At 66.7% G+C, this 26,748-nt stretch carries 20 protein-coding genes and 1 pseudogene; 9 read left to right on the top strand and 12 right to left on the bottom strand.

Annotated features, from left to right (window positions below; genetic code table 11):
• Positions 1 to 101: 101 nt before the first annotated feature.
• The 3 genes from AL072_RS25495 to AL072_RS25480 all read left to right on the top strand — a co-directional run bounded on the left by AL072_RS25495 (position 102) and on the right by AL072_RS25480 (position 6,469).
• Positions 102 to 3,668, top strand: coding sequence for a response regulator (locus AL072_RS25495; RefSeq protein ID WP_082109136.1), 3,567 nt, complete (start codon positions 102 to 104; stop codon positions 3,666 to 3,668).
• Positions 3,669 to 3,792: 124 nt separating this feature from the next.
• Entirely contained in the window at positions 3,793 to 4,821 is a 1,029-nt protein-coding gene (locus AL072_RS25490; protein WP_245637003.1) for an HD-GYP domain-containing protein, read from the top strand.
• Positions 4,822 to 5,269: 448 nt separating this feature from the next.
• Positions 5,270 to 6,469: an IS256 family transposase gene (locus tag AL072_RS25480; RefSeq protein WP_045580661.1), complete on the top strand. Its 1,200-nt coding sequence runs from the start codon at positions 5,270 to 5,272 to the stop codon at positions 6,467 to 6,469.
• 85 nt (positions 6,470 to 6,554) lie between these two features.
• On the opposite strand, the gene AL072_RS25475 is transcribed toward AL072_RS25480, so the two are convergent.
• The 4 genes and pseudogenes from AL072_RS25475 to AL072_RS25465 form a co-directional block, all read right to left on the bottom strand.
• A complete protein-coding gene (locus tag AL072_RS25475) occupies positions 6,555 to 10,871 on the bottom strand; it encodes a phage tail protein (RefSeq protein WP_045583848.1) in 4,317 nt (1,438 codons plus the stop codon).
• A 192-nt stretch (positions 10,872 to 11,063) separates the two neighbouring features.
• A complete protein-coding gene (locus AL072_RS25470) occupies positions 11,064 to 11,402 on the bottom strand; it encodes a hypothetical protein (RefSeq protein ID WP_045583849.1) in 339 nt (112 codons plus the stop codon).
• A 125-nt stretch (positions 11,403 to 11,527) separates the two neighbouring features.
• The gene (locus AL072_RS35005; RefSeq protein ID WP_158511099.1) at positions 11,528 to 11,701 is read right to left on the bottom strand and encodes a hypothetical protein; all 174 of its coding nucleotides are present in this window, start codon (positions 11,699 to 11,701) and stop codon (positions 11,528 to 11,530) included.
• A gap of 240 nt (positions 11,702 to 11,941) precedes the next feature.
• Positions 11,942 to 12,334 (bottom strand): annotated as a pseudogene (locus AL072_RS25465) (transposase); the annotation flags it as partial.
• Between the two features lie 101 nt (positions 12,335 to 12,435).
• Here AL072_RS25465 and AL072_RS25460 point away from each other — a divergent pair.
• The 3 genes from AL072_RS25460 (at position 12,436) to AL072_RS25450 (ending at position 16,192) form a co-directional block, all read left to right on the top strand.
• Positions 12,436 to 12,687, top strand: a complete 252-nt coding sequence (locus AL072_RS25460) for a type II toxin-antitoxin system RelE family toxin (protein WP_052710194.1) — start codon at positions 12,436 to 12,438, stop codon at positions 12,685 to 12,687.
• A complete protein-coding gene (locus tag AL072_RS25455) occupies positions 12,684 to 13,064 on the top strand; it encodes a helix-turn-helix domain-containing protein (RefSeq protein WP_045583850.1) in 381 nt (126 codons plus the stop codon). Before AL072_RS25460 ends, AL072_RS25455 begins: the two co-directional genes overlap by 4 nt.
• A gap of 155 nt (positions 13,065 to 13,219) precedes the next feature.
• The gene (locus tag AL072_RS25450) at positions 13,220 to 16,192 is read left to right on the top strand and encodes a Tn3 family transposase (protein ID WP_045583851.1); all 2,973 of its coding nucleotides are present in this window, start codon (positions 13,220 to 13,222) and stop codon (positions 16,190 to 16,192) included.
• On the opposite strand, the gene AL072_RS25445 is transcribed toward AL072_RS25450, so the two are convergent.
• Positions 16,152 to 16,487, bottom strand: a complete 336-nt coding sequence (locus AL072_RS25445) for a DedA family protein (RefSeq protein ID WP_060721748.1) — start codon at positions 16,485 to 16,487, stop codon at positions 16,152 to 16,154. The two genes, AL072_RS25450 and AL072_RS25445, sit on opposite strands and share 41 nt — an antisense overlap.
• 157 nt (positions 16,488 to 16,644) lie before the next feature.
• On the opposite strand from AL072_RS25445, the gene AL072_RS25440 reads away from it, so the two are divergent.
• The gene (locus AL072_RS25440) at positions 16,645 to 17,124 is read left to right on the top strand and encodes an Lrp/AsnC family transcriptional regulator (protein WP_144428376.1); all 480 of its coding nucleotides are present in this window, start codon (positions 16,645 to 16,647) and stop codon (positions 17,122 to 17,124) included.
• Positions 17,125 to 17,149: 25 nt separating this feature from the next.
• Here the strand turns inward: AL072_RS25440 and AL072_RS34540 are convergent, their stop codons facing one another.
• Positions 17,150 to 17,725 (bottom strand): hypothetical protein, encoded by a 576-nt coding sequence (locus AL072_RS34540; protein ID WP_144428375.1) that lies wholly within the window; start codon positions 17,723 to 17,725, stop codon positions 17,150 to 17,152.
• A 79-nt stretch (positions 17,726 to 17,804) separates the two neighbouring features.
• Positions 17,805 to 19,064 (bottom strand): winged helix-turn-helix domain-containing protein, encoded by a 1,260-nt coding sequence (locus AL072_RS25435; protein ID WP_045583852.1) that lies wholly within the window; start codon positions 19,062 to 19,064, stop codon positions 17,805 to 17,807.
• A 144-nt stretch (positions 19,065 to 19,208) separates the two neighbouring features.
• On the opposite strand from AL072_RS25435, the gene AL072_RS25430 reads away from it, so the two are divergent.
• Positions 19,209 to 20,423, top strand: a complete 1,215-nt coding sequence (locus AL072_RS25430; RefSeq protein ID WP_045583853.1) for an NnrS family protein — start codon at positions 19,209 to 19,211, stop codon at positions 20,421 to 20,423.
• Between the two features lie 23 nt (positions 20,424 to 20,446).
• Here AL072_RS25430 and AL072_RS25425 read toward each other — a convergent pair whose 3' ends face one another.
• The 3 genes from AL072_RS25425 to AL072_RS25415 form a co-directional block, all read right to left on the bottom strand.
• Positions 20,447 to 20,821 carry a response regulator gene (locus AL072_RS25425; protein ID WP_045583854.1) on the bottom strand — a complete coding sequence of 125 codons (375 nt, stop codon included), beginning with the start codon at positions 20,819 to 20,821 and terminating at the stop codon, positions 20,447 to 20,449.
• Between the two features lie 224 nt (positions 20,822 to 21,045).
• Positions 21,046 to 21,426: a hypothetical protein gene (locus AL072_RS25420; protein ID WP_045583855.1), complete on the bottom strand. Its 381-nt coding sequence runs from the start codon at positions 21,424 to 21,426 to the stop codon at positions 21,046 to 21,048.
• Positions 21,427 to 21,551: 125 nt separating this feature from the next.
• Positions 21,552 to 21,896: an Hpt domain-containing protein gene (locus AL072_RS25415; RefSeq protein WP_045583856.1), complete on the bottom strand. Its 345-nt coding sequence runs from the start codon at positions 21,894 to 21,896 to the stop codon at positions 21,552 to 21,554.
• 248 nt (positions 21,897 to 22,144) lie between these two features.
• Here AL072_RS25415 and AL072_RS25410 point away from each other — a divergent pair, with 248 nt between their 5' ends.
• Positions 22,145 to 22,327: a hypothetical protein gene (locus AL072_RS25410; RefSeq protein WP_082109164.1), complete on the top strand. Its 183-nt coding sequence runs from the start codon at positions 22,145 to 22,147 to the stop codon at positions 22,325 to 22,327.
• An 83-nt stretch (positions 22,328 to 22,410) separates the two neighbouring features.
• Here AL072_RS25410 and AL072_RS25405 read toward each other — a convergent pair whose 3' ends face one another.
• The gene (locus AL072_RS25405; RefSeq protein ID WP_045583858.1) at positions 22,411 to 25,488 is read right to left on the bottom strand and encodes a multidrug efflux RND transporter permease subunit; all 3,078 of its coding nucleotides are present in this window, start codon (positions 25,486 to 25,488) and stop codon (positions 22,411 to 22,413) included.
• Positions 25,489 to 25,498: 10 nt separating this feature from the next.
• On the bottom strand, positions 25,499 to 26,743 hold the full coding sequence (locus AL072_RS25400) for an efflux RND transporter periplasmic adaptor subunit (protein ID WP_245636978.1): 1,245 nt from the start codon (positions 26,741 to 26,743) through the stop codon (positions 25,499 to 25,501).
• Positions 26,744 to 26,748: the final 5 nt, after the last annotated feature.

Genomic DNA, 26,748 nt, shown 5'->3' with positions numbered 1-26,748 from the left:
TAGGTGCTTCCAAAAAGCATCGGTTGACGGAAACGGACGGATACCTACAATTTTAGCCGACTAATCCGCTCGGTTAAAATCGCTCCGTCCGGCTCCGCTGAATGACCCTCTGGCTCGATGCCTTCTTCCGGCCCGCTCCACCCAGTCCGCTGGAGACGGCGATGGCCGGGACCCATGCCCCCGGACTGATCGTCCTGTCCGTCTTCGTCGCGATGCTGGCGTCGCTGGGCGCATTGATGATCGCCCAGCGGTTGGCCACCGCCCGCCGGCTCGCTTGGGCGGTGTGGCTGTTGGCGGGCGCCGTCAGCATGGGCGGCGGCATCTGGTCGATGCATTTCATCGGGATGCTGGCTTTCTCGCTGCCCTGCGGCGTCAGTTACGATGTCGGCACCACCATGCTGTCGGCGCTGCCCGGCATGCTGGCCAGCGCGGTGGCCCTGACGGTGATCGGACGGCCGCAGCAGGCCGGGCTGAAGGAGCTGTGCGTCGGCGCGGTGCTGATGGGCGCGGGGATCGGTGCCATGCATTACGCCGGCATGGCGGCCATGCGGCTGGACGGCTTCCTGCGCTATGACGCAGGCATGGTGCTGGTGTCGGTCGTGGTCGCCGTGGCCCTGGCCTTCGTCTCGCTCGGCATCCGGCGGCAGGCGGGGCGGTCGACCTCGACCCGGCAGCGCACGCTGACCATGCTGGCCTCGGCGGCGGTGATGGGGGCGGCGGTCGCCGGCATGCATTATACCGCCATGTCCGCCGCGGTCTTCTTTCCGACGCCCAACCCCGACGGGGTCGGGATGTCGCTGCCGCCCACCACCCTGGCGATCCTGATCGTGGTGTTCGCGGTCTCGATGGCGATGACGACGATGGCCGCCGCCTTCGCCGGGCAGCAGGTCGAGACCTCCCGCGCCCTGCGCGAGGAGGTCGGCCGCCGGCTCGCGCTGGAGCATGAGGCGAAGGCGGGCGAGGCGCGCCTGCAGGCGATCTTCGACACCGTGGTCGACGGCGTCGTCACCATCGACAGCCGCGGGATCGTCCAGCGCTGGAGCCCGAGCGCCGCCCGCATGTTCGGCTACCGGGTCGACGAGGTCGTCGGCCGCAACGTCTCGATGCTGATGCCGGAGCCGGACCGCTCGGCCCATGACGGCTATCTGCGCCATTTCCTCGACACCGGGGAGGCGCGGATCATCGGGATCGGGCGCGAGACCACCGGCCGGCGCAAGACCGGCGAGGAGTTTCCGCTGGAACTGTCGATCAGCCAGGTGCGGCTGGGCGACGAGCTGCTGTTCACCGGGATCGTCCGCGACGTGACCGAGCGCAAGCGCGTCCAGCGCGAGCTCGAGGATGCCGTCCGCGGGGCCGACGCCGCCAACCGCGCGAAATCCGCCTTCGTTGCGAATGTCAGCCACGAGATCCGCACGCCGCTGAACGCCATCATGGGCATGGCCCACATCCTGCTGCGGTCGGGCCTGGCGCCGGGCCAGCGCGACCAGGCGGCGAAGATCCTCCAGGCCGGGCGCTCGCTGCTGTCGATCATCAACGACATCCTGGATTTCTCGAAGATCGAGGCAGGCCAGCTCGCCATCGAGGCGATCCCGATGGACCTGGAACAGGTGCTGCGCGGCGTCACCGACATGGTGGTGGAGCGTGCCGCGGCGAAGGGCCTGGAACTGGTCCTGGATGTCGGGACCGACCTGCCGTCGCGGCTGGTCGGCGACCCGCTCCGCCTCGGCCAGATCCTGCTGAACTATGCCAACAACGCCATCAAGTTCACCGACAGCGGCGAGATCAAGCTGACCGTCCGCGATGTGGGGCGGGGCGGAAGCGGGCAGGACGGAAGCGGGCAGGGCAGCGGCATGGTCCTGCGCTTCACCGTCAGCGACACCGGCATCGGCCTGTCGGAGGAGGCGCGCGCCCGCCTGTTCCAGCCCTTCCAGCAGGCCGACGTGTCGATCACCCGCCGCTTCGGCGGCACCGGCCTCGGCCTTGTCATCTGCAAACGGCTGGCCGAGCTGATGGGCGGCACCGTCGGCGTGGACAGCCGCCCCGGCGAGGGCAGCAGCTTCTGGCTCGAGGTGCCGCTCGGTCTGGCGGCGGACGCCGGGCCGCGGCCGCTTCCCGTCCTCGGCATGCGTGGCCGCCGCGCACTGGTGGTGGAGGACAACGACAGCACGCGCGCCGTCATCGGCGACATGCTGCGCTCGATGACCTTCGAGGTGGAGGAGGCCGAGGGCGGCGACCGGGCGGTGGAGCTGGTGCGGGCGGCGGTCGCCGCCGGCCGGCCCTTCGACATCGTGTTCGCCGACTGGCGCATGCCGGGACGCGACGGGCTGGAAACGGTCAAGGCGATCCGCCGCCTGTCGGACGGACCGGCGATGCCGGCCTTCGTGCTCGTCACCGCCTATGGCGGCCACGAGATCATGCACCGCGCCGCCCAGGCCGCGGTGGAGGAGGTCCTGTTCAAGCCGGTCAACCCCAGCACCTTGCTCGACGCCGCGACCCGCGCCCTGGGCATGGTGGTGGATGCCGCGGCACTCATTCCCCAGCTGCCGGAGGATGCCGCCGCGCGCAGCCTCGCCGGACTGCGCATCCTGGTGGCGGAGGACAATCCGCTGAACCAGGACGTGGTGCGCGAGTTGCTGACCAGTGCCGGCGCCGGTCCCGACATCGTGGATGACGGTGCCGCGGCGCTCGGCCGGCTGGCGGCGTACCGCTACGACCTCGTCCTGATGGACATGCAGATGCCGGTGATGGACGGGCTGGAAGCCACCCGCCGCATCCGTGCCGACGGCGGTCTGGCCGGCGTCCCGGTCGTCGCCATGACCGCCAACGCGATGGAGGCCGACCGCCGCGCCTGCCTGGAGGCCGGCATGGACGACCATCTTTCCAAGCCGATCGACCCGGAAGAGCTCTATGCGATGGTCGGCCGCTGGGCGCTCCGGCCGCCGGCAGCCGCCGAACCGGCGGCGCCGCTGCCGCCGGCCGCGCCGGCGGGCCGGGCCGCGGCACTCCTCCCGCCTCCACCGCCCTTCGACCGGCTGGCCCCGGAGATCGACGCCGCGTCCGCGCTGAAGCGTGTCCTGAACAATGCCGCCATGTACCGTTCGATGCTGGGCCGCTTCCAAAGCGATCAGCGCGACACGGGGCAGCGGCTGGCCTCGGCGCTGGAGGCCGGCGAGGCCGCCGGGGCGGAACTGCTGGTCCACAGCCTGAAGGGCGTTGCCGGACAGATCGGCGCCATGGCGCTGGCCGACGCGGCGGCGGTCGTCGAGAGCCTGGTCCGGGCCGGGGCCTGCGGTGCCCAGCCGCTGGTCCGCCTGGGGGAGGAACTGGCCCGCGTGCTGGTTGCGATCGACCGGGCGATGCCGGAGCCGGAGCCGGAAGCGGCGGCGGCGGGCGGGCCGAACACTGCAGCGGCCGGCATCGATATCGCCGGCGGGATGGAGGCCGAATGCGGAGAACTCCTGCACCGGCTCGCCACGATGCTGGCCGAGGACGATCCCGAGGCGCAATCCCTGCTCCGGCAGGAGGGGACGGCGCTGCAGGCCGCCCTGGGCCGCGACGCCTATGGCCGGCTGGCCGGCGCGGTCGAGCGTTTCGATTTCGACGAGGCGCTGGAGCTGGTCCGGTCCCTGCCGTTCCACCCCGCGCCGGAGCCGGCAGTGCCGGCATGACGATGTCTTTTGCGGTCTCCCTGCGGACGGCCGCTTCCCTCTGGAGAGTTCAGTGAACAACGAGTCCAATGGCGACCGCCCCGTGATCCTGGTCGTCGACGACACGCCTGACAATCTGGCCCTGATGTCGGCCCTGCTGCGCGACAGCTACAAGGTCAAGGTCGCCAACGGCGGCGAGAAGGCGCTGCGCATCGCCCGCACGGTTCCCCGTCCCGACCTGATCCTGCTGGACATCATGATGCCGGACATCGACGGCTATCGGGTGTGCCGCGACCTGAAGGCCGATCCGGCGACCCGCGACATTCCCGTCGTCTTCCTGACCGCCCTGGCCGAGCAGGAGGACGAGCGGATCGGGCTGGAGCTGGGAGCGGTCGATTACATCACCAAGCCGATCGGCGCGCCGATCCTGCAGGCCCGTGTCCGCAACCACCTGAACCTGAAGGCGGCGGCCGACTTCCTGCGCGACAAGACCCGCTACCTGGAGGCGGAGGTCGAGCGGCGCACCGCCGACATGCGGGCCATCCAGGACGTGACCATCGTCGCCATGGCCTCGCTGGCGGAAACCCGCGACAACGAGACGGGCGCCCACATCAGGCGGACCCAGCATTATGTCCGGGCGCTGGCGGAGGAACTGCAGGGTCACCCGCGCTTCGCCGCCGTGCTGACCGACGACATGATCGACCTCCTGTTCAAATCGGCGCCGCTGCACGACATCGGGAAGGTCGGCATTCCGGATGCCATCCTGCTGAAGCCGGGCAAGCTGACCGCCGGGGAATGGGAGGTGATGAGGAGCCATGCCACGCAGGGCGCCGCGGCGATCGCACAGGCCGAAGCCATGCTGGGCGGCGGCACCGCGTCCTTCCTGCACCTCGCCCGCGAGATCGCCGAGTCCCATCACGAGAAGTGGGACGGCTCCGGCTATCCGCGCGGCCTGAAGGGCGAGGAGATTCCGCTGTCGGCCCGGCTGATGGCGCTGGCCGACGTCTATGACGCCCTGATCTCGAAGCGGGTCTACAAGGATCCGATGCCGCACGAGGAAGCGGCTGGCATCATCGCCGACGGCCGGGGGCGGCATTTCGATCCCGACGTGGCGGACGCCTTCCTGCGAAACGCCGACCGCTTCAAGGCCATCGCGCTGCGGTTCCAGGAGTGACAGGGCGGGCGTGGCGAATAGGGGACGCGCCGCGCGTCCCTTACTCTCCGCAAACAGCCGGTGCCGCCTCCCGGCGGGCGGCGTGCAGGATGCTGTCCAGGTCCGCCGGCACCGGGTCCGGCGCCCCTGGCGGGGCCGTGACCCGCAAGGCCTTGGCCACATAGGTCAAGGACAAAAGCACGCTCCGCCCCCGCCGTCGCGCGTGAGGGACGAGCAAGCGCAAGGCTTCCTGCGCCATCCCCCACGCCTCATCCCGCGGCAAGCCCGGCCGCAGCCCCCGGATCGGGTCGTGCCCCACGGGGTGGTGTAGGAGCTGTGGGGAACCGGCCCGCCGTAGCGCCCTCCGATGGCTGGCGTAGGCGGGCCGGTTATCCATAGCGGGGCGGTCATCGCGGTTCTTCGATAGAGTCTGGTCACCACACCTCAACCCGACCGAAGGGTGACCACGATGACCGACGAGATGATGGCGCTTCGCGCGATGCTTGAGAAGGGCGCGGATGCCGATGTTCTGCGCGAGATGATCGGCTTTGCTGCCGAGCGGCTGATGGAGTTGGAGGTGCAGGGCCTGACCGGCGCCGGTCATGGCGAACGGTCGGCCGAGCGACTGGTTCAGCGCAACGGCTATCGCGATCGCGACTGGGAAACCCGAGCCGGCACCGTCGAGCTGCGCATTCCCAAACTGCGCAAGGGCTCCTACTTCCCCGGCTTTCTGGAGCCGCGGCGGATGGCTGAGAAGGCGCTGACGGCGGTGATCCAGGAGGCCTACATCCAGGGCATCTCGACGCGCTCGGTGGACGATCTGGTCCAGGCCATGGGAATGTCTGGCATCTCCAAGAGCCAGGTCAGTCGGTTGTGCGCCGAGATCGACGAGCGGGTTAAGACCTTTCTCGGCCGTCCCATCGAGGGCGACTGGCCCTACCTGTGGCTGGATGCCACCTACGTGAAGGTGCGCCAGAACGGACGCATCGTTTCGGTCGCCGTGACCATCGCGGTGGCGGTCAACACCGACGGCCGGCGCGAGGTGCTGGGCATGGACATCGGCCCGTCCGAGGCGGAAACCTTCTGGATCGAGTTCCTACGCAAGCTCAAGCGCCGTGGTCTGAGCGGCGTCAAGCTGGTGATCTCCGACGCCCATGGCGGCATCAAGGCCGCCGTCACCCGGGTCTTCCAGGCGACGTGGCAAAGGTGCCGGGTCCATTTCTCCAGGACAGCGCTCGCCCACGCCGGCAAGAGCGGACGCCGTGTCGTGGCGGCCTTCATCGCCACGGCCTTCGCCCAGGACGATGCGGCATCTGCTCGCACGCAGTGGCGGCAAGTGGCCGATCAGGTCCGGGCCAAGCTGCCGAAGCTGGCCACCCTGATGGACGAGGCGGAAGAAGACGTCCTGGCCTACATGACCTTTCCCAGGGAGCATCGGGCCAAGCTCCACTCGACAAACCCGATTGAACGTCTCAACGGCGAGATCAAGCGGCGCACCGAGGTTGTCGGCATATTTCCCAACGAGGAAGCGATTACGAGGCTCATCGGCGCCATCCTCTTGGAGCAAAACGATGAATGGGCCGTTCAGCGGGCACGCTACATGACGCTGGAAACCATCGCCCCGCTCGGCGATGATCCCATCGTCAGCCTGCCCGCTGTGGCCGCCTGACCATCCGGCCAGACCGGCCGGAGAACCTGATGAGCGACCCAGATCCTACACCACTCCTCGGGGCATGATCTTCTTCAGCCGCCGGTTACGAACCGGAATGATCGGAATCCGCTTTGGGATACACTTGAGCAATAGCCGAAGCCATTTCGGCCTCGGTGATCGTGGGAAAGGCTGCCTGCACTCCTTTCCTGGCCTCATCCTGACCGTACCCGGCCATGAACATCGCCAATATCAGAGCGCCGAAGTAGTAGTCTGCATGCAGCAAGATCATCTGCCGGCCGCAATCGGCAGCACTCATCCCAAGCGCCCGGCAATTTTCGATCAGATCGAAGGGGTCATAGGTCGGCGGAGCGAGCCGGCGGATGATCTCGTTCAACTGTTCGGAGGCAATCGACGGAAACGCCGCCCGCAGTGCAGTACGAATGTCGTCGGTACGGTATGCAGAGACATCCATCGCCTTGGCCAGGCCATAGGGAAGCAGGGGCGGGAAGGCCGTGATCACCTCCCGGCCGCAGGCAGCGGGATCGCCCTCTTTCTTGCGGTCGCGTACCATCCTGACCGGCCCTCCCGGCAGAGCGATCAAGGCGGTCGCCGGCGCGCTCAACGGGCTGCCAACGACCCGGTCCGCGTCGTCGGCAGGCAAGGCTTGCAGGGCGACCGTCCAGGCGTCGCCTTCGGCCTCCAAATTCAGCGACTTGCCGTAACGCTGATAACGCGTATCGGCCGCAGCGATCGTCTCGGTCACGCTCTTTCCGTCCGGGGTCGTCAAAAGTAGGAAATAGGCTTCCGCACCGGCGACAGTGTTCCACATGACACCGCAAGCCGTGGGAGAGCGCTCGACTTGCAGCAGAACGGGAGTGGCGAGCCGGACCAGGGCGGATGCGGCGGATTGCGCACTGGGAAGGGTTTGCTCGCCGCCTTTGGCGGTGACCGTCACTGAATACTCGCCGGCCGGTTCATCGGAGTTGAAGCTCAGCACGGCCTCGGCAGCCGAGACGGTGACGCTGAGTGTCGCCGGCCCCACAGCGGTCACTGTATAGGACGTGGCCTGGGCGACAGCACTCCAGCGAACCTCCGCCGCAACATCGGGCGGATCGGAAGCCACGCTCCTCACAATGGTCAATCCGGTGGGAGCCGGCAGGCCGGTAAAGGGGACGACGGTCGACAGCGTACCGGCGACGGTCGAGGATTCCCCGTCGGGCGGCAATGCCTGAACCGCCAGCGTCCATGCTCCGCCGGCCGGTGCCGGCACCATGACCTCGCCGGACTGGGAATCACCCTCGGCAGCAACCACCGGCACCGCGGTAATTGTGCCGTCCGGCGCGGTCAGGATCAGCCGGTAGGAGCCGGCATTGGCGACGGTTTCCCAACTGGCGACGATCATGGCGGGCGCCGCGACATCGGCAGTGGTCTTCGCAGCGGCGATCAGCCCGGTGGGCGTGCCAAGCCGGATCAGAGTCAGCGGCGCGGACGGCAGGCCGGCGACGGTCCCCTCCTCCCCGGTTACGGCGACGGTCACCACGTAATCGCCGGCCGGGTCGTCGGGACCGAAGGCCAGGGTGGTTTCGGCGGTGGTGACGGTTCGGCTCAGCATTACCGGCCCGGCGGCGGTCACCGTGTAGAAGGAGGCGCCGGCGACGGCCGTCCAGCGCAGGGCGACCGTGCCGGCGTCATCGACAGTGGCAGCCAGCCCCTCGGGGATGCCGAGGCGGGTCAGGGTCAGCGGCGCGGATGCCGGACTCGACACGGTTCCGGCACCGCCGGTGGCGACGACCGTCACCACATAGGTGCCAGCCGGTTCGTCCGGGCCGAAGGTCAGCGTGGCGGCGGTTGCCGGCCCGGTCCGGTGGAGCGTCGCCAGGCCGGCCGCGGTCAATGCGTAGGACGTGGCACCGTCGACGCCCGTCCAGGTGACCTCCAGGCTGGTGCCCCCGTCGGAAACGGTCGCCGGCCCGGCCACGAGGCCGGCAGGAGCGGCAAGATAGGTGACCGCCGTGGTCGCCGCCGGGCCGGTTCCGTGGTCGCCCGTCGCCGTGACGGTGATGGTGCAGTGGGCGGGAAGAGCTTCCGGCCGGACGTCGAAGGAATGGGAGCGCGCCCGGTAATCCAACATGCCGCTGGCGGCAATCGGCTTGCCGTCCTGGCCGGAGAGGGTGGCCGTATAGCCTTGGGCGCCGCTGCTGGGCATCCAGCGGGCGGTGACCACCCCGCCCGAAACGGTGACGGCGAGGTTGCCCGGTGCGGCGGGCGGATCGCCGTCGGGACGGCTCTGGCTGCCGGCGGCGGCAAGGGCGGCGGCGATGGCCGGTCCCATCGCCGCGATGGCTGCGGCAGGACCGGCCGCGGTGGCGGCCGCGTCGGCCAGGGCGGCAAGGGCGGCGTCGACGGCAGCGTCCAGCGCCGCATCGACCAGCTTCTGGCAGATCAGGGTCGCGGCATACTCCGCAGCCTCCTTGCCGGCGAACAGCGCCAGGAACTTGGCGATCGATTCCGTGTCGTTCAGCAGGGCCTGGACGATCGATTCCGCAGCGCCCTCGATGGCCTTGCCAATGACCGTCCACAGGTAGTGCGGACTGGAGGAGTCCAGGCTGACGCTGTTGGGAATGGGGATCACCAGCGCGTCCTTCAGCGTGACGGTGGCGAAGGCGTTGCCGTCGCAGGCCAGGCTGTAGGAAATGCTGAGGTTCAGGCTGAGGCCCCTGGTGCTGTCGGAGGCGAAGGTGGGAGACAGGGACCATGTCTGGCCCAGCAGCTTGTCGGTGATGATGTCGACGATCTTGCCGCAGATGCCGTTGCCGCCCTTCGCGCTGGACAACTCCTTCAGGGTGCTGAAGAAATCAATGATGTCCTCGACCGCCTCGAACACCGGCCAGTGATCGACCTTGAAGCCCTGGTCGGCGCTGTAGCTGAAGGACAGCCGGTCGGATGCGTGCAGAAGCGGCAGGTAGTCCCGGGACGGGGAAAGGATGGCCTCGATCTTCAGCCTCCCAGCCGCGCTCTTTGTGGCGGCGACGGTCGCGGCGACGCCGAAGGATTCCTGGAAGAACAGCAGCGACCCGGCGAAGCCGAGCGATCCTGTCCTGCCCTTGGTGTTCAAGGACAGCACGGGGCCGAGACTGCGGTCGCCCTGCCGGGTGATCGACAGGACATAGATGTCGATCGGCTTGGCGATCTCGATCCTGGCGGTGACGCCCTCGTCGTTGACCAGGAGGGTACCGGCGATCTCGATGTCCTTCAGCAAGGTCAGGACGAACGAGGCGGCGACGTTGAAGCCCTCGCGGTAGGTGACGCTCCTCGGACCGCCGGGAAGCGGGCCGGCCGCGCCGGCGGGAGCCGGCAGCAGCGTCGGGGCTGTTCCGTCATGGGACAGCGTCAGGGTCAGCGGGTCCCGTGTCGCGTTGTAGTAGACCTGGCTGCCTGCCAGCAGGGTCAGGTCGACCAGATCGGAGGGCCAGGATGCGTTCTCGATGCACTGGTCGAACAGGGTGCTGATGGACGCCGACCGGGTGAAGACGACGCTGGCCAATGTCGGCTTCGTGCCCTCCAGATACAGGAGACCGGTGAATTGGAGGCTGGCGAAATCGCAGTTGCCCCGCATCATGAACTTGGCGGCGCTCTTGTTCCGCCCGTACGGATAATGGAGGTTGAAGCGGAGGCCGGTGAACGAGATGTTCGGAAAACCGCCATCGAACAGCGAGGCGAGATCGACGTTCCCGACCGCTGCGATATCGGCGGTGACGACCTTCCTGGCGCTGTCCGACTGGATGTCGCCGGTGAAGGTGAAGTGGCTGCCGAACAGGGAGACGTCGAGCGAACCGCTGACGGAGAGCTTTTTCCCCTCCACGATGCTGTAGGTGACGGCGATGTCGCGGAAGGTGAAAATGTCGAACAGGCTGACCGAACCATCCAGTCTGGCGGTGTAGAGCGCATTGCGGATGGCGGTTGCGGCCTTGGTGTCCTTGGCGAAGGTCGCCGACAGGGATATCGAGCTCGCCTTGGAAATTCCGATGTCGGCGATGCTGTAGAACAGGCCGCCGTCGGCATCGGGATCGGTCAGCGCGACCGTCAGCCAGAAGGACGTGGTGCCGGTGACCGGCCGGGTGACAGCCGCGACGGAGGCGGGAACCGGCGACTGGGGAAAGGCGCTTCGCAGGGTGGTTTCCGGAGAGCCGCCGCCGGTGGCGGAAAAGGTGAAGAAGCCCGCCGAGGATACCTTGAGGAAAACCCCGTCCAATTCGAGATCGAAGGATTCGTCCAGCAATTCGACGATGTCGAGATCTCTCATTTCGGCATAGATCAGGCTGTGCGACTTCGATATCGACAATTTGCAGACGGTCGACGCTTCCAGTTTCTTGCTGAAAACCTTGAAAAACTGGAAGGTTGCGCTGATGCCGATCTGCATGGACGGGCTCTTTCCGCAAATTTTCAAACGAGGAGGCGGGTGTGCGGCAAGCGACCCGGCCGGATCGCGGGATCGATACGCCGCACAGGAACGCCGCAGAGAAACGCCACATCGGGATCGGATCGTGAAGAACCGGAACCGCTCCCGGGCGTGACTCCGACCGCCATGCAGGACGCTATGGCTTTACGGTTCTCAATTGCCCTCGATGGCTGCCGCCGCCTTGAAGGTCTTCTTGACCTTGTCGTATTCGCCTTCCGCCACCACCACGTTCAGGGACTGGACGATGTCGCCGGCAGCGGCGGTGATCAGATCCTGCGGCGGCGCCACCGCGACATAGACGAAACCGGAACCGCCGATGGCAACCGTCAGGACGCTCGCCTCCTTGTCATCGCCGTCGGTCGCCGGCTTGCTGGTGACATCGAAGATGAAGGGACTGTCCTTGGTCGGTGTCGCGGCCGGAACGCTCATGCTGGCGTTGTAGATCGCATTACCGACCTTGAACACCGCGTTCAATTGGATATCGATCGACATTTCATTCTCCAGATCGGCATCTTGGCGTGTCATGCGCGAAAGCCAATGATGGTGTCGTTAACTTGATGGATCGACCGACCCATCACGACAAGAACATAGGTTGTTACATCTAGTAATAGCAATGATCATGTTGTATCAACTTTTTTGATGAAAAATAAATAAGCAATACAATTTAAAAATATAGCTGGGCACCTCGGAACATCCGTGGCGGTGTCAGCGGCGCCATCACGTTCAGGCCTCACCGTGGAAATGCAGATCAGCAAAACGGCGCCATGACCATGCCCAATGGTCGCCGCCATACCGGCTTCCGCTAGCTCGACGAGGCCTTTGCGTCGGTGGTAGGCCAGCGAGCAGGGCAGGAGGAGACTGCAAGGGTGAAGTGCCTTCTTAGCAGGACACGGAAAAACGAACATATTCCGGCTTTTTTCCTCGGCTGAGGCTTGGAAATGGGGTTTCCGACGCCCGTTTTTGTCGGAATGGAGTGCCTTTTCGCGCTCCGAGACGCCCGTAGCCGCCGTTGAGGCGGACTTCGGGCGTGATTATGCCGCCGCCAGCAGCTTGGGCAGGCGGATCAGGTTGTAGGCGGTGGCGGTCAGGGTGAACATCCAACCGACGCGGGCCGTTCCGCGATGACGCGTTTTGCGCAAGCCGGCTCCCTTGATCCAGCCGAACACCTCCTCGATCCGTTTGCGGATTCTCAGGCTGACGGCGTAGCCGGGGTGACGGGTGGTCCGGCCGTCGATCGCCGAGCGGCGGTTGCTCGTGTTCTGCGCGACATGCGCAGCGGCGCCCAGGCTGCGCATGTTCGCCACGAAATCCTTGGTGTCGTAAGCCTTGTCGGCACCCACCGTGATGCAGTGGCGGCCGGGGATGGCCTCGACCATGGAAACCGCCGCTTCGCGCTCAGCCAGACCGGTGGCCGCGGTGATGCGCGGCGTAGATTCGATGTCAGAAACGGTGTCGCGAAAAGGAGCGGTTCGCCGTTAGCGAATAGCAGCTTGACGGGTAATTCGCTATCAGCGATCATAGCTGCATGAAGCTCGTGATCGAAGCCACTGCGCTGAAGGTTCTGCTCCGCATGCCAAAGGGCGATGCGGCCGGGCTGCGGGATAAGTTGAAGACCTTCGCCGCCGCTCCTTATGACCCGCATCCCTGGGCGAAGGCTTTCGGCGGCGGGCAAGGCCGCATCCGCCACGGCGACTGGCGGGCCGTCTACCAGATCGACGGCGATGCGCTGTTGGTCACGGTGCTGAAGGTCGGGAACCGCAAGGAGGTCTATCGATGAACGCTCTGCCCATCACGCCGATCGCCGAGACGGCGGACAGCGTCACCCTCAGCCGGGCCGACTTCGAGGCCCTGGCCGATCTGGTGACGGATGCCCAGGACTTGGCCGACGCCGAAGCCGTAAAGGCACGGCTCGCTGCGGGGGAGACGGAGGCGTTTCCCTTCGAGGTCGCGGAGCGCATCCTTGATGGAGAGCACCCGGTCACGGTGCTCCGCGAGCATCGCGGCTTCACGGCCCGCGGACTGGCGGAAGCCGCCGGCGTGGCTCCGTCCTACCTGTCCGAGATTGAGAACGGGAAAAAGCCTGGCAGCTTCGACGCGATGGCCCGCATCGCCGGCGCGCTCCAGGTGCCGCTGGACCTGCTGGTACGCCACTGAACGGCTGTCGCGAAAAGGAGCTGTCTGGGTGTCCGGCCGATGTCGCAGAAAGGGGCTGGCGCGACTTTCAGGCTTCCTCATTCCTTTCGGGTGTACCGTGACAGCGCAGCCTCGGTTTCACTATGGTCCCGCCGACACGAACGGAGGGGATGAGTATGGCGCGTCGGCGGCTGCTGACCGAGGAGCAATGGGCGAGCTTTCTGGCGGTCCCGGACGATGAGCGCGCCATGGTGCGCCACTACACCCTCGGCCGGGACGACCTCGATATCATTGCCCTCCGGCGGACGCCGCACACCCGCCTGGGCTGCGCGGTTCTGCTCTGCTATCTCCATCATCCGGGGCGGATTCCCGGACCGGAAGAGCGCCCACCCACCGCGCTGCTGGAGTTCGTGGCCCGGCAGGTGGCCGCCGAACCGGACGACTTCATCGCCTACAGCCGACGCGACCAGAACCGGCGCGAGCAGGTCGCCGCGATCATGGCACGAACCGGGCATCGCGCCTTCGACCGCACGCTTTTCCGTGATCTCGCCGCTTGGCTGACCTCCAAGGCACAGATAGCGCGAGACCCAATCATTCTGGCGACGACCCTCATCGATGAGTTCCGCCGCCGCCGCATCCTGATCCCTTCGGCCGCGATCCTGGAGCTGATGCTCCACCAAGCCCGCGGCCGGGCCGAACGAATTCTGCACCGCGCGCTCGTCGAGGGAATCGATCAGCGGTCGACCGACGCACTGGACCGATTGCTGACCCCCTGGGCCGACACCGAAACGACGATGCTCGCCTGGCTGCGCCGTGTGCCGGCGGGCCCCACTGCCCGCAACATGCTGGCGGTCATCGAGCGCCTCACCGCCTTGAAGGGTCTCAGCATCGACCGGGCGTTGCGCGCCCGTGTGCCGGAGGTCGCGTTCGAGCGCCTCGCCGCCGAAGGCCTGCGGATGACGCCGCAACACCTTCAGGATCTGGCAACCTCGCGCCGACGGGCCGTTCTCACTGCCACCGCGATCCGTTTGGAGATGGATCTGACCGACGTCACCCTGTCGATGTTCGACAAGCTGATCGGCAGTCTGGCGCGGAAGGCCGAGCGCCGGACGGCGGAAAACACCCTGCGCTCCGTCCGCGACACCCAGACCCAACTGCGGGTGCTGCTGACCGCGTGCAAGGCGGTGATTGGTGCGCGGGAGGCCGGAACCGATCCCTTCGAAGCCGTCGACCAAGGTGTCGGTTGGTTCCGCTTCATGAAATGCGACACCGACAGCGAAGCCTTGGCAAAGCCGGAGGCCGCCGATCCACGCACCGAGATGCTTGGCCGCTACGCCACCGTCCGGGCCTTCGCCCCCACGCTGCTCAACCGCTTCACCTTTCTCGGCAGTTCCTCGGTGACGCCGTTGCTGCGGGCGCTCGACGTCATTCGGGTCATGCACGCCGCCGGGCGCCCCACCCTGCCCGATAAGCCGCCGACCGGCTTCATCCGCCGGTCCTGGCGCCCCTTCGTCATCAAGAAGGAGGGCATCGACCGGAAAGCTTATGAAATCTGCGCGCTGTCCGAACTGCGCGACCGGTTGCGGGCGGGCGACGTCTGGGTCGAGGGGAGCCGCCAATACCGGGATTTCGAAAGCTGCCTCATGCCGCGTCCGACCTTCGACATTCTTCGGGAAGAGGGGGCGCTGCCCGTGGCCGTTCCACGCAACGCCGAGGGGCATCTTGCCGAAAGGGGCGCCGAACTGGACCGCATCGCCGCCGAAGTGGCGGGCCTTGCTGGGAAGGGGTTGCTGGAGGACGTCGATCTGTCCGACGGTGAACTCCGCGTAACGCCGATCCGGGACACGACCCCACCAGAGGCCGAGGAACTCGGCCGCCGCGCCTACGATCTCATGCCCCGGATCAAGGTCACCGACCTTCTGCTGGAGGTGGACGGCTGGACCGACTTCTCCGGTTGCTTCACGCACCAGCGCAGCGGCCGTCCCGCCGACGACCGGGCGGCGGCGTTGACCGCTGTCCTGGCTGACGGCATCAACCTCGGCCTGTCACGGATGTCGGAAGCCTGCCGGGGATCATCCATGCGGCAACTGGCCTGGATGCACGACTGGCACGTCCGCGACGACACCTACATGGCGGCGCTCGCCCGCATCATCGACACGCATCGGGCCTTGCCCCTGGCCGCCGTCTGGGGCGATGGTCGTACATCATCCTCCGACGGGCAGTTCTACCGCGCCGGCGGCCGCGGCGAAGCCATCGGCGATGTGAACGCCCATCACGGCAACGAGCCGGGCATCGCCTTCTACACCCATGTCTCCGACCAGTACGGCCCTTACCACACCAAGGTGATCGCCGCGACCGCCAGCGAGGCGCCCCACGTCATCGATGGCCTTCTTCATCACCAGAGTGGCCTTGCCATCGAGGAGCACTACACGGATACCGGCGGCGCGAGCGACCATGTGTTTGGGTTGTGTGCCTTGCTCGGTTTCCGTTTTGCCCCACGCATTCGTGATTTGAAGGACCGGCGGCTCTACCTGCTGCCCGGCCGAGAGGCCCCGGCCATTCTGCAGCCTTTGGTCGGCGGAACCATCGACATCGACCATCTCACCGCCAACTGGGCGGAGCTGCTGCGACTGGCAACCTCAATCCATTCAGGAACCACGACGGCCTCGGCCATGCTGCGGCGACTCTCGGCTTACCCACGGCAAAATGGCTTGGCTTTGGCCCTGCGAGAGCTGGGCCGTATCGAACGGACAGCGTTCACCTTGCAATGGCTGCGTGATCCCGGACTTCGGAGACGCGCCAACGCCGGTCTCAACAAGGGGGAGGCCCGAAACGCCCTGGCCAGAGCGATCTTCTTCAATCGTCTGGGTGAAATGCGCGATCGCAGTTTCGAGAACCAGGTCTTCCGCGCATCGGGGCTGAACCTGCTGGTGTCGGCGATCATCCTGTGGAACACACGCTATCTCGAAGCTGCCTTCGTCGAGCTGGCAAGCCAAGGGCATGCTGTCACTCCGGAATTGATGCGGCATGTCGCACCTCTGGGATGGGAGCACGTCGGTCTCACCGGCGATTATGTCTGGGGAGTCGATCCCCTGCCGGAATCCGGTCTCAGGCCATTGCGAAGGATGCAGTCGCTCCTTGCAGCATGAGTTCCATTTCTGTTCTCAGATCCCGGACAATCTGATCACTTTCGTGTAGTGACCCCAGCCGGTCGCAGCCGATCCAGCGGCCGATCAGGTACCAGAACAGTCCACCCGCCACAGCGCCGGCCGTGCCGGCGATCACCACCGGGACGAATTGCAGATCCCCGCGTGCCGCGGTGAAGCCGGCCAGCGGCAGGATCAGCTCCGAGGGGACCGGCGGGAACAGGTTTTCCGCGAACATCAACAGCGCCACCCCGGCATAGCCGGTCTGCTCCACCATCCTCACGATCCAGTCGAACAAGCCCTCGTCCCCCGCCTTTGCCGCCCGTTGCCGTCCGGTCCTGGGGCAAGCAACGCCGGCCGGGCGGAATGGTTGCACGGGAGGGCTCGAACCGGCCGCAAGCCCGGCTTATGTTTGGAGCGGAAACCATCGGGTCGGCGGAGAAGAGGACGGCGGAATGGCGGCGATCAAGCTCGACCGGCATGAGAAGGGGATCCTGGCGGCCCTGCAGGAGAACGCCCGCCTGACCATGCAGGAGCTGGGCGACACCGTCGGCCTGTCGGCCTCGCCCTGTTGGCGCCGGGTGCGCTCGATGGAGGACATCGGCGTCATCCGCCGCTACACGGTGCAGCTCGACCCGCGCAAGCTGGGGCTCGGCGAGTGCGTCTTCGCCCATGTCACGCTGGAACGTCACAAGGAGAATGCTGTCGACCAGTTCGAGACCGCCATCGCCGGCATGCCGGAGGTGCTGGAATGTTTCGCCGTCACCGGCGAGGCCGATTACCTGCTGCGCATCGTCGTGCCGACCACCGAGGATTACGGCCGCTTCCTCAGCGAACGCATCTTCTCGATTCCCGCAGTGTCGCACGTCAAATCCAGCGTGACCCTGAAGGAGGTCAAGTTCGAGACCCGGCTGCCGCTCAATCATTTGGAATAGAGTTTAGAAATGAAAACTCTAAGTTTCATATCTTAATAAATTTATCGTGATTTGTATGTTTTGGGCAACATCTTAACGAGTAGATGTTTCCATCTTCTGGATTATGATATTCATGAATATAATCAGGATAGTCGCTTCCGACTTCTTTCATGAAGTCTAGATAGTCAGATATGTGTAATAAAAACAGAAATCGCCCCTTTCCTTGATGAGAAGAAACAAAAAATCCTTCAATATGATTTAAATCATTTAATTCGAATCCAAAAGAAAAACTGTGAATTATTTGGTTGATAATAGAGCTTGCGCTAACATATTTTTCTGTTTCTGACTCCAAATCATAATTTTCTTCTATCTTATGACAATTCCATCTCGATTGATTGCTACATAAAGCCTTGAAAGTTCTGCATTTCAATAGTTTAGTATGAAGTTCCGTGCATACTTTTCCAGATTCAAACAACTTTCTTATAGAGTAAGCAGAAATAAATATCTTTTTTTCAAAAAGAAATCCCCTCTGTGATGACCTTCTATCTTTTGTTGCCCAGCGTTCAAGAAGAGCGGCGTCACGGAGGAGCCCCTCTTTCCAGGGATAAGATTCGTTAATCACGATTAATCCTCGTTTGCAAAATGCTGCATCGTCTATTCAAAAAGAGCTTACTATATCTATCAATGAACAGAAATCCACGTTAAGAATAACTAATTTTTCCTGCCAAGGCCGGCGCCAGATCGCCGCCGCCCGTCACCGTCACCCGCTCCAGCCCGAGCCAGACGGCCAGACGGCGCAGCTCCACCGCCAGCGGCTGGGCGACGGCATCCGGCCGGGCGTGCGATTCGGCGTGGGCGGCCTGGACCAGCAGGATGCCGGCCTTGCGGTCGGATTTCAAATCGACGCGGGCGGCGATGCGCTCGTCCATCAGGAAGGGCAGGACGTAATAGCCATGCTCCCGCTTGTGGGCGGGGGTGTAGATCTCCAGCCGGATGCGGGCGCCGAACAGGCGTTCGGTCCGCTGCCGTTCCCAGATCAGCGAATCGAAGGGCGACAGCAGGGCGCGGGCCGGGGCCTTGCGCGGCACGCGCAGGTCGGGGGTGACGTAGGCGGTGCGGTCCCACCCCTCCACCGTCACCGGCAGCAGCTCGCCGGCCTCCACCAGTTCGGCGATGCGCAGGCGGGCGTCGGCGACGTCGAGCCGGTGGTAGTCGCGCAGGTCGCGTTCGGTCGCCACGCCATGGGCGCGGGCGGCGATCCGCAGCAGGGACCGCTGGGCCTCGGCCTCCTCCGGCGTGGGGATGTCGAGCACGGCGGACGGCAGCACCCGCTCCGGCACATCATAAAGCCGCTCGAAGCCGCGGCGGCCGGCGGTGGTGACGCGGCCGGCCCAGAACAGGAACTCAAGCGCCCGCTTGCCGTCGCTCCAGCCCCACCAGCCGCCGGCCCCGCGCCCGGCCTCGCTGAGTTCCGAGGCGCCGAGCGGGCCGCGCGCCGCCACCTCGGCCAGCACCGCGTCGAGGTAGGGTCGGCGCTCGGCGGAAAAGCGGGCCAACTCGCCATAGATGCCCTCGCCGCGCTCGGCCCGCGCCATGCGCCAGCGGAACAGCGGTTGCTGCTCCACCGGGATCAGCGAGGCCTCGTGTCCCCAATATTCGAACAGCGAGCGCCGCTTGCCGCCATAGGCCAGCCGGTCGAGCAGCGCCGCCTCGTACGGCCCGAGCCGTGAGAACAGCGGCAGGTAATGCGAGCGGACCAGCACATTGACCGAATCGATCTGTACCAGCCCGAGCCGGCCGATCAGGCGCCGCGCGCGGCGTGCCTCCACCTGGGCAAGCCCTTCGGAAGCGGTTTCGGAAGCGCTGTCGGGGGCCGGGCCGGGGACGGCGTTGGAAAAGCCCTGGGCGGCGATGGCGACGCGGCGCGCCTCGCGCAGGGACAGGCTGTCGGGACGGGGCATCGGACCGGAACGGACGGGGCGGGGACGGGGTGGGGCGCCAGCTTGCGAATGCGTTTGACTTTCGTCAAGGCGGCCGGCGGCGTCCGGACCCAGGCTTGCCGGCGATCCTGCATTTCCGCACCCGTTCCGGGGGAGTCCCCTTCCATGTCCTCACCCAGCCTTGCCGGCCGCGACGCCGGCCCCGCGATCCCGATCCTGTTCCAGTACGGCTTCCGCTGCTTCTTCCTGTTCAGCGGCCTGGCCGCCATGGGCCTGGTGGCCGCGTGGCTGGGCGTGCTGGTCACCGGCGAATGGCCGGACGGCGCGGTCGGCGCCGGCGCCTGGCACGCCCACGAGATGCTGTTCGGCATGATCGCGGCGGCGGTCGCCGGCTTCCTGCTGACGGCGGTGCCGAGCTGGACCGGGACCAGGGCGGTGTCGGGCGTGCCGCTGATGGTGCTGGCCGCCCTGTGGCTGGCCGGCCGCATCGCGGTCTTCCCCTGGGTGGGACCATGGGTGGCGATGCCCGGAGCGCTGGCCGCGGTCCTCGACCTCGCCTTCCTGCCGGCGCTCGGTGTGGCGCTCGCCCGGCCGCTGGTGGCCGCCGGCAAATGGCGCAACAGCGCCTTCCTGATCCTGCTGGGGCTGTTGACCGCCGGCAACCTGCTGATCCATCTGGAATGGCTCGACCTGCTGTCCGGCGGGGTGGAGGCCGGCTTCGCGCTGGGCCTCGGCATCGTGCTGATGATGGTGACGGTAATCGGCGGGCGCATCCTGCCGGCCTTCACCCGCAACGGGCTGGGCAAGGCCGGCATGGCGGTGCGGTCCTGGCCGCTGGTGGAGCGGGCAACCCTGCTGGCGACGCTGGCCCTGATCCCGGCGGCGATGGTGGATGCGGAGTCGGTCGTCACCGGGCTGATCGCGCTCGCCGCGGCGGCCGCCCATGCGGTGCGGCTGGCCGGCTGGCAGGGCTGGAGGGCCTGGCGCTCGCCGATCCTGTGGAGCCTGCATGTCGGCTATCTGTGGGTGCCGGTGGCGCTGCTGCTGCGCGGGCTGCATGCGCTGGCCGGGCTGCCGGCGGCGGCGGGCACGCATGCGATGACGGTCGGCGCCTTCGCGACGCTGATCCTGGCGGTGATGAGCCGCGCCTCGCTCGGCCACACCGGCCGGCCGCTGGTGGTGTCGCGGGCGACGGTCGCCGCCTATGGGCTGCTGACGGCCGCGGCGGCGCTCCGCACCCTGTCGCCGCTGCTGCCGGTGGAGTGGGTGTGGGCGGCGTTGCAATGGTCGGGCTATGCCTGGGTCGCGGCCTTCGCCCTGTTCCTGGCCGCCTATGCCCCGGTCCTGCTGTCCCCGCGCGCCGACGGCCAACCGGGCTGACTGGCCCGGTCCAGGCTCAGTGTTCAGGTCATGCCGCGGAAATGACGGTCGATGGCGTCGTTCATCTCGACCTCGCGGAAGGGCTTGGTCAGGACGGGGCGGTCCTGGTGGCCCTTCGGCAGGCCGGCGACGCCATGGCCGGTGGTGAAGACGAAGGGGATCCCGCGGGCGCTGAGGGCATCGGCGACGCTGTCGACCCGCTCGCCGCGCAGGGTGACGTCGAGCAGAGCCGCGTCGATGCCGCCCCTTGCGATCAGGTCCAGCGCCTCGGCCACCGTGCCGGCCGGGCCGATCACGCCGACATTCTGCACTTCGAGCGAATCCTCGATGGCCATGGCCACCAGCGGCTCGTCCTCGACGAGCAGGATGCGCAACGGCTTGGAGTGGTCGGCTTCCATGGGCGAACGGCTCGCTGAGGGTCTGGGCGGGAAGGTCTTGGGCGGCGGTCGGACTGCAGATGGGGGCGATGTCCCCATGCGGCAACCGGGGTGAGCTTTTCCGTTCAACCCACCGCTTGTCCACTCCGACCTTGGTCATCGCCCATAGGGCCATCCACAAAGCGTATCCGGATATCACCCCGGCCGGACACATCGCCCTAAATCGCCATCAACCTGGATCGCCATCAGCCCAGATCGTCGAGCGCCTGTTGCAGCGACGGATAGAGCGCCTCCACCAGCGAGCCGTCCGGCCGCATCGGCGAGGGCAGCGTGTCCGCCCCTTCCAGGGCACGCGACAGCGGCAGGCCGCCGACTTCGACGAAGCCGCCGCGTTCGCCATATTGGCCGACGATCCAATCCTTGACCGCCGGGTCGCCGTCCAGCGCGTTGTTGTGCGAGATCAGCGCATGGCTGCCGTCGTCGGCGCGCCGGTACCAGGCATGGCAGCCGTCGCCGAGATCCATGGGCTTGAACCCGGCCGCCCCCAGGGGCTCCCGCACCGTCGTGCGCACCCTGTCGGTGCCGAGGCCGGTCTTCCGGTCGAGATCGTCCGCGAGCTCGCTCATGTCGCCTCACTGTTCGTGGTCCTGGATGGACAACGGCGCAGGGCAGGTTTTGTGCCGTGGCCACCTGTCCGAACGTGGGGGGAGGGGATGCCTGTTCGGGGCGGCCGGGTGCACCGGCTATCCGATCAGACGTCGATCGGCTTGCAGGTGCGGAGCGCGGCCAGCGAGCGTTCCAGCAGGTCGCAGAGGTGATCCGCCTGCGCGACAACGTCGGCGGACGGGGCGTGTTCCAGCTCCTTCGCCAGACGGCCGAGCGCAGCGGCGCCCAGGTTCAGCGCGGTGCCCTTCAGCGTGTGGGCGGTGCGGTCGTGCGGCTCCCCGGCGCTGGCCTGGGCGATCAGCCTGTCGACGGTCTTGCGCCCGTTGTCGGTGAAACCGGCGACCGATGCGTCCCAGTCCTCGGCGGTCAGCACCTCCAGCAGCAGGGACACCTGCTCCTCGTCCAGAAGGTCGGCTTGCGGTTCGCTCATGGCGGGCTCCGGTTCGGCGCTGTCGGAAGGAAAACGGCGGGGGCGAAGGGTGAATTCTCCGCATCGTACGGTACGTGTGACATTTCGGCCAGCAGCACCGCGGGACGCAAGGGGTGCCCACATGCTTCGGCATCGGGTGTCGACGGCGACGGCGACGGCGACGGCGACGGCGACCAAGAAATATCACGCTTTGGTTGCGCCCGCTTCGGTAAGTGTCGACGGCATTTTCCATCGTCGAGGATCCCGTCGTGCCTGAAAGAGCCGCCGACCCGCAATCCGCCATCTGCCGCGCCATCCGCCTGCTGCGCGAGCACAGCCGCGGCTGCGATTGCATCGAGACCCGGCGCGTCCTGATCCATACCGAGCGCTGGATGGTCTGGATGCTCCGCCGCGAGGAAGGGGAAACCCTGCCGATCCCGGCCAATTGGTGAGCCATCCGGCGGACATGGACAAAAAAACAGGCCCCTCCGGGTCGGGAGGAGCCTGCTTCGAGGGGGACGCGGCTTGCGGCGCGTCAGGTCATGCTGCGCAGCTCCTCGGCGCGGGTGGAGCGCGAGGCGGCGAAATGGTCCTTGGCCAGCAGCGTGTAGACCGCCGGCAGGACGAACAGCGTGAACAGCGTGCCGATCAGCATGCCGGCCACGATGACGAGGCCGATGGAGAAGCGGCTGGCCGCGCCGGCACCGGCCGCGGTCAGCAGCGGAAGCAGGCCGACCACCATCGCCGCGGTGGTCATCAGGATCGGGCGCAGGCGGACGCGGGCGGCATGCTCGATCGCGGTGCGGCGGTCGACGCCCTCGTTGATCTGCATCTCGCGGGCGAACTCGACCAGCAGGATGCCGTGCTTGGAAATCAGGCCGATCAGCGTCACCAGGCCGACCTGGGTGTAGATGTTCATGGTGGACAGGCCGAAGAACAGCGGCAGCAGCGCGCCGCAGATCGACATCGGCACCGACACCAGGATCACCAGCGGGTCGCGCAGCGATTCGAACTGCGCCGCCAGCACCAGATAGATCACCACCAGCGCGAAGGCGAAGGTGACCATCAGCTGGCTGCCCTCGGTCACGAACTGCCGCGATTCCGACAGGTAGGCGTGGTTGAAGCCGGCCGGCAGCTGGGTGCGCGCCTGCTCCTCCAGGAAATCGACGACCTGGCCCATCGAGACGCCCGGCATCGGCACCGCCGAGAAGGTGGCCGACGGCAGCTGGTTGTACTTGTTCAGGGCGTTGGGCTCGGTCGCCGTATCCACCGACACCACGGTCGACAGCGGGATCTGGGCGCCGGACCCGGAGGTGACGTAGTAGCCGGTCAGCGAGTCCGGCGTCAGCCGGTCGGCCCGCGGCACCTGCGGGATGACCTCGTAGGAGCGGCCGTTCAGGTTGAAGCGGTTGACGTAGTTGCCGCCGACCAGCACCGACAGCGTGCTCGACACCGACTGCATGGTCAGCCCGAGATCGGCCGCCTTGGCGCGATCGATCTTCAGCCGGACGACCGGGCTGTCATATTGCAGGTCGCTGTCAGTGATGATGAACATGCCGCTCTTGGTGGCGGCGTCCTTGATCCGCTCGATGGCGTCGAAGATGGTGCGGTAGTCGCCGGGGCTGGAGATGACCATCTGCACCGGCAGGCCGCCGGTGGATCCCGGCAGGGCCGGCGGCGACACCAGGAACACGTTGATGCCCGTCACCTTGCTCAGCTCCGCCTGGGCCAGCGGCTGGAGTTCCGACGCACTGCGCTCGCGCTCGTCCCACGGCTTGAGGATCATGCCGGCGAAGCCCTGGTTCAGGGTGGGCATGCCGGTCAGGACGAAGCGGGTATCGGTCTCGGGGAAGGAAGCGAAGGTGTCGTCGATCTGCTTGCCGAAGCTGTCGATGTAGTCGAGGTTGGCGTATTGCGGCCCCTTGGAGATGCCGAACAGGATGCCCTGGTCCTCCTCCGGCGCCAGTTCCGACATGGTGTTGGCGAACAGGTAGCCGACGCTGGCCAGGATGCCGACGGCGAACAGCAGGGTGGCCGCGCGATAGTCGAGCGTGCCGTGCAGGCGCCGCTCGTACCAGTCGGCCAGCTTCTCGAACTGGCGGTCGAGGAAGGCAGCGAAACGGCCCTGGGAGCCGCCCTCCTTGAGGATGACCGAGCACATCATCGGCGACAGCGTCAGCGCCACGACGCCCGACACGATCACCGCGGCGGCGAGCGTGAAGGCGAACTCGCGGAACAGGGCGCCGGTCAGCCCGCCCAGCAGGCCGATGGGGGCATAGACCGCCGCCAGCGTGATGGTCATCGAGATGACCGGCCCGACGATCTCCCGCGCCCCCAGCAGCGACGCGGCGACCGCCGATTTGCCCTGCTCGATGTGGCGGTGGATGTTCTCGACCACGACGATGGCGTCGTCGACCACCAGGCCGATGGCGAGCACCATCGCCAGCAGCGTCAGCAGGTTCAGCGAGAAGCCGAGCGCCAGCATGAAGCTGGCGGCGCCGATGATCGACAGTGGGATGGTCACCACCGGGATCAGCACCGAGCGCAAGCTGCCCAGGAACAGGAAGATGACGACGATGACGATGGCGACCGCCTCCAGCAGCGTCTTCACCACCTCGTCGATCGAGGCCTGGATGAAGCGGGTGCTGTCGTAGACGATCTCCATCTCCATGTTGGGCGGCAGGTTGCGCCGCAGCTCGGACTCCATCTTGCGGATGTCGGCGACGATGTTCAGCGGGTTGCCGGTGGGGGTGCTGTCGACGCCGATGAAGATCGCCTGCTGCCCGTTCATCGCCACGCTGGCGTCGAAGCTCTTGGAGCTGAGTTCGACCGTGGCGATGTCGCGCATGCGCACCAGCGCCCCGTCCTTGGCCTTCACCACCATCTCGCGGAACTGCTCGACGTCGGTCAGGCCGGTGTTGGCGGTGACGTTGGAGACGACGAAGACGCCCTTGGTCTGGCCGGGCGCTGATTGGTAGTTGTTGGCGGTGATCGCCGCCGAGACGTCGGCGGGGGAGATGTTGCGCGCCGCCATCTTGACCGGGTCGAGCCACAGCCGCATGGCGAAGGTCTGGCCGCCCAGGATCTGGGCGCGGGCGACGCCCTCCACCGTGGACAGCACCGGCTGCACCACGCGCGTCAGATAGTCGGAGATCGCCGCCCCGGACAGCTCGGGGCTGGAGAAGCCCATGTAGAGGATCGAGGTCGTCTCGCCGGTCGATTTCAGGATGACCGGGTCGTTGGCCTCGCGCGGCAGCTGGTACTTCACCTGCTGCACCTTCGCCATCACGTCGGTCATCGCGACGTTGGGGTCGAAGTTCAGCCGGACATAGGCGGTGACCACGCTCTGCCCCTGGGTGGAGGAGGAGGTCAGGTAGTCGAGCCCCTCGGCCGAGGACACCGCCTGTTCGATCGGCGTGGCGATGAAGCCCTGCATCAGTTCCGGCGAAGCGCCGGGATAGCTGGTGGTCACGGTGATGACCGTGTTCTGCAACTGCGGATACTGCCGGATCGGCAGTTCCAGCATCGCGCGGGCCCCGATCAGCAGGATCAGCAGGCTGACCACGACCGACAGGATGGGCCGGCGGATGAAGATGTCGGTGAAACTGCCCATGGGGTCGGCCTCAGTTCTGCGGCAGGGTCTGCGGCGGGGTGAGCGGATTGCTCTCCGCCGGGACGACGGCGGCGCCGTTCGCCAGCTTCAGCTGGCCCGACACCACGACGCGGTCGCCGGGCTTGATGCCGCTGCGGATCTCCACCTGGTTGGCGAGGCGGTCGCCGACCTTCACCGGTTTGCGCTCCACCACCAGCTGCTCCTTGCCGTCGGGGGTCTTCTGCGATGTGGCGACGAAGACCGAATCGCCGTAGACGGTGTAGTCGATCGCGGTTTCCGGCACGATCAGCGTGTCGGGCTGCGGCGGCAGGACGACGCGGACATTGGCGAACATGCCCGGCCGCAGCTGGCGTTGGCGGTTGTCCATGGTCGCCTGTACCTTGACGGCGCGGGTGTCGACGCTGACCTGCGGTTCGATGGTGGTGATCTTCGCCTCGAAATCGCGACCGGGCAGGGCATCGACGTTGATCAGCACGCCCTGGCCGACCGACAGCCTGGTGAAGGACTGCTCCGGCAGGGTGAAGTTGATGTAGAGCTGCGACAGGTCGGTCAGCGTGACGATGGTGGCGCCGGGATTGACGTAATCGCCGACATTGACCTGCCGGATGCCCAGCTCGCCGTCGAACGGCGCCTTGATCAGCTTCTGGCCGATCAGGGCCTGGGTCCGCTTCATGTTCGCGTTGATCTCGTCGAGCTGCGCCTGATACTGGTCGACGTTGCTCTGCGGCGTGGCCTGGCTGCGGCGCAGGTCGCGGTAGCGTTCCAGGTTCAGCTCGGCCAGCCGCGCCTGGGCGCGCTGGGCCAGCAGGTCGGCCTGCTCGGTGGCGTCGTTCAGCTGCACCAGCGGGTCGCCGGCCTTGACGCGGGCGCCCGATTCGAAGGGAATGCGGTCGACGCGGCCGGCGACCTCGGGGGCCACCGTCACCTGCCGGGCCGCCTGCAGCGTGCCGATGGCGGACAGGTATTTCGGGATGGTCTGCACCGTCGCCTCCGCCAGCGCCACCGGGGTGGGCGGAGGCTTGTTGTTGGCGAAGAAGTCGGCGATCGCCTTGGCGCGGAAGGTGTTGAAGCCGTAGAGCGCCGCGCCCAGCAGCCCCAGCACCACCAGCATGATGACGATGCGAACCGTCAGCCGCCCACGGGTGACGGGCTTGCGCGGATGCTTCGGCGGCGGGGGCGGCGACGCCCCGTGGCCCGGCTCGGCCGCCGGGTGCCCGAATGACGTCTCGGTCTTTGGCGAATGGTCCAGGGTCACGATCG

Origin of the sequence: Azospirillum thiophilum, assembly GCF_001305595.1 — a bacterium.
Classification (GTDB): Bacteria; Pseudomonadota; Alphaproteobacteria; order Azospirillales; family Azospirillaceae; genus Azospirillum; species Azospirillum thiophilum.
The sequence above is the reverse complement of the archived record's forward strand: the minus strand, read 5'-3'. Positions and strand labels throughout refer to the sequence as shown.

What these genes read in the sequence shown, in the direction of transcription:
- AL072_RS25495 (WP_082109136.1), top strand. Translation starts at nt 102, where the DNA reads ATGACCCTCTGGCTCGATGCCTTCTTCCGGCCCGCTCCACCCAGTCCG.
- AL072_RS25490 (WP_245637003.1), top strand. Translation starts at nt 3,793, where the DNA reads ATGTCGGCCCTGCTGCGCGACAGCTACAAGGTCAAGGTCGCCAACGGC.
- AL072_RS25480 (WP_045580661.1), top strand. Translation starts at nt 5,270, where the DNA reads ATGACCGACGAGATGATGGCGCTTCGCGCGATGCTTGAGAAGGGCGCG.
- AL072_RS25475 (WP_045583848.1), bottom strand. Translation starts at nt 10,871, where the DNA reads ATGCAGATCGGCATCAGCGCAACCTTCCAGTTTTTCAAGGTTTTCAGC.
- AL072_RS25470 (WP_045583849.1), bottom strand. Translation starts at nt 11,402, where the DNA reads ATGTCGATCGATATCCAATTGAACGCGGTGTTCAAGGTCGGTAATGCG.
- AL072_RS35005 (WP_158511099.1), bottom strand. Translation starts at nt 11,701, where the DNA reads ATGGCGGCGACCATTGGGCATGGTCATGGCGCCGTTTTGCTGATCTGC.
- AL072_RS25460 (WP_052710194.1), top strand. Translation starts at nt 12,436, where the DNA reads ATGAAGCTCGTGATCGAAGCCACTGCGCTGAAGGTTCTGCTCCGCATG.
- AL072_RS25455 (WP_045583850.1), top strand. Translation starts at nt 12,684, where the DNA reads ATGAACGCTCTGCCCATCACGCCGATCGCCGAGACGGCGGACAGCGTC.
- AL072_RS25450 (WP_045583851.1), top strand. Translation starts at nt 13,220, where the DNA reads ATGGCGCGTCGGCGGCTGCTGACCGAGGAGCAATGGGCGAGCTTTCTG.
- AL072_RS25440 (WP_144428376.1), top strand. Translation starts at nt 16,645, where the DNA reads ATGGCGGCGATCAAGCTCGACCGGCATGAGAAGGGGATCCTGGCGGCC.
- AL072_RS25435 (WP_045583852.1), bottom strand. Translation starts at nt 19,064, where the DNA reads ATGCCCCGTCCCGACAGCCTGTCCCTGCGCGAGGCGCGCCGCGTCGCC.
- AL072_RS25430 (WP_045583853.1), top strand. Translation starts at nt 19,209, where the DNA reads ATGTCCTCACCCAGCCTTGCCGGCCGCGACGCCGGCCCCGCGATCCCG.
- AL072_RS25425 (WP_045583854.1), bottom strand. Translation starts at nt 20,821, where the DNA reads ATGGAAGCCGACCACTCCAAGCCGTTGCGCATCCTGCTCGTCGAGGAC.
- AL072_RS25420 (WP_045583855.1), bottom strand. Translation starts at nt 21,426, where the DNA reads ATGAGCGAGCTCGCGGACGATCTCGACCGGAAGACCGGCCTCGGCACC.
- AL072_RS25415 (WP_045583856.1), bottom strand. Translation starts at nt 21,896, where the DNA reads ATGAGCGAACCGCAAGCCGACCTTCTGGACGAGGAGCAGGTGTCCCTG.
- AL072_RS25405 (WP_045583858.1), bottom strand. Translation starts at nt 25,488, where the DNA reads ATGGGCAGTTTCACCGACATCTTCATCCGCCGGCCCATCCTGTCGGTC.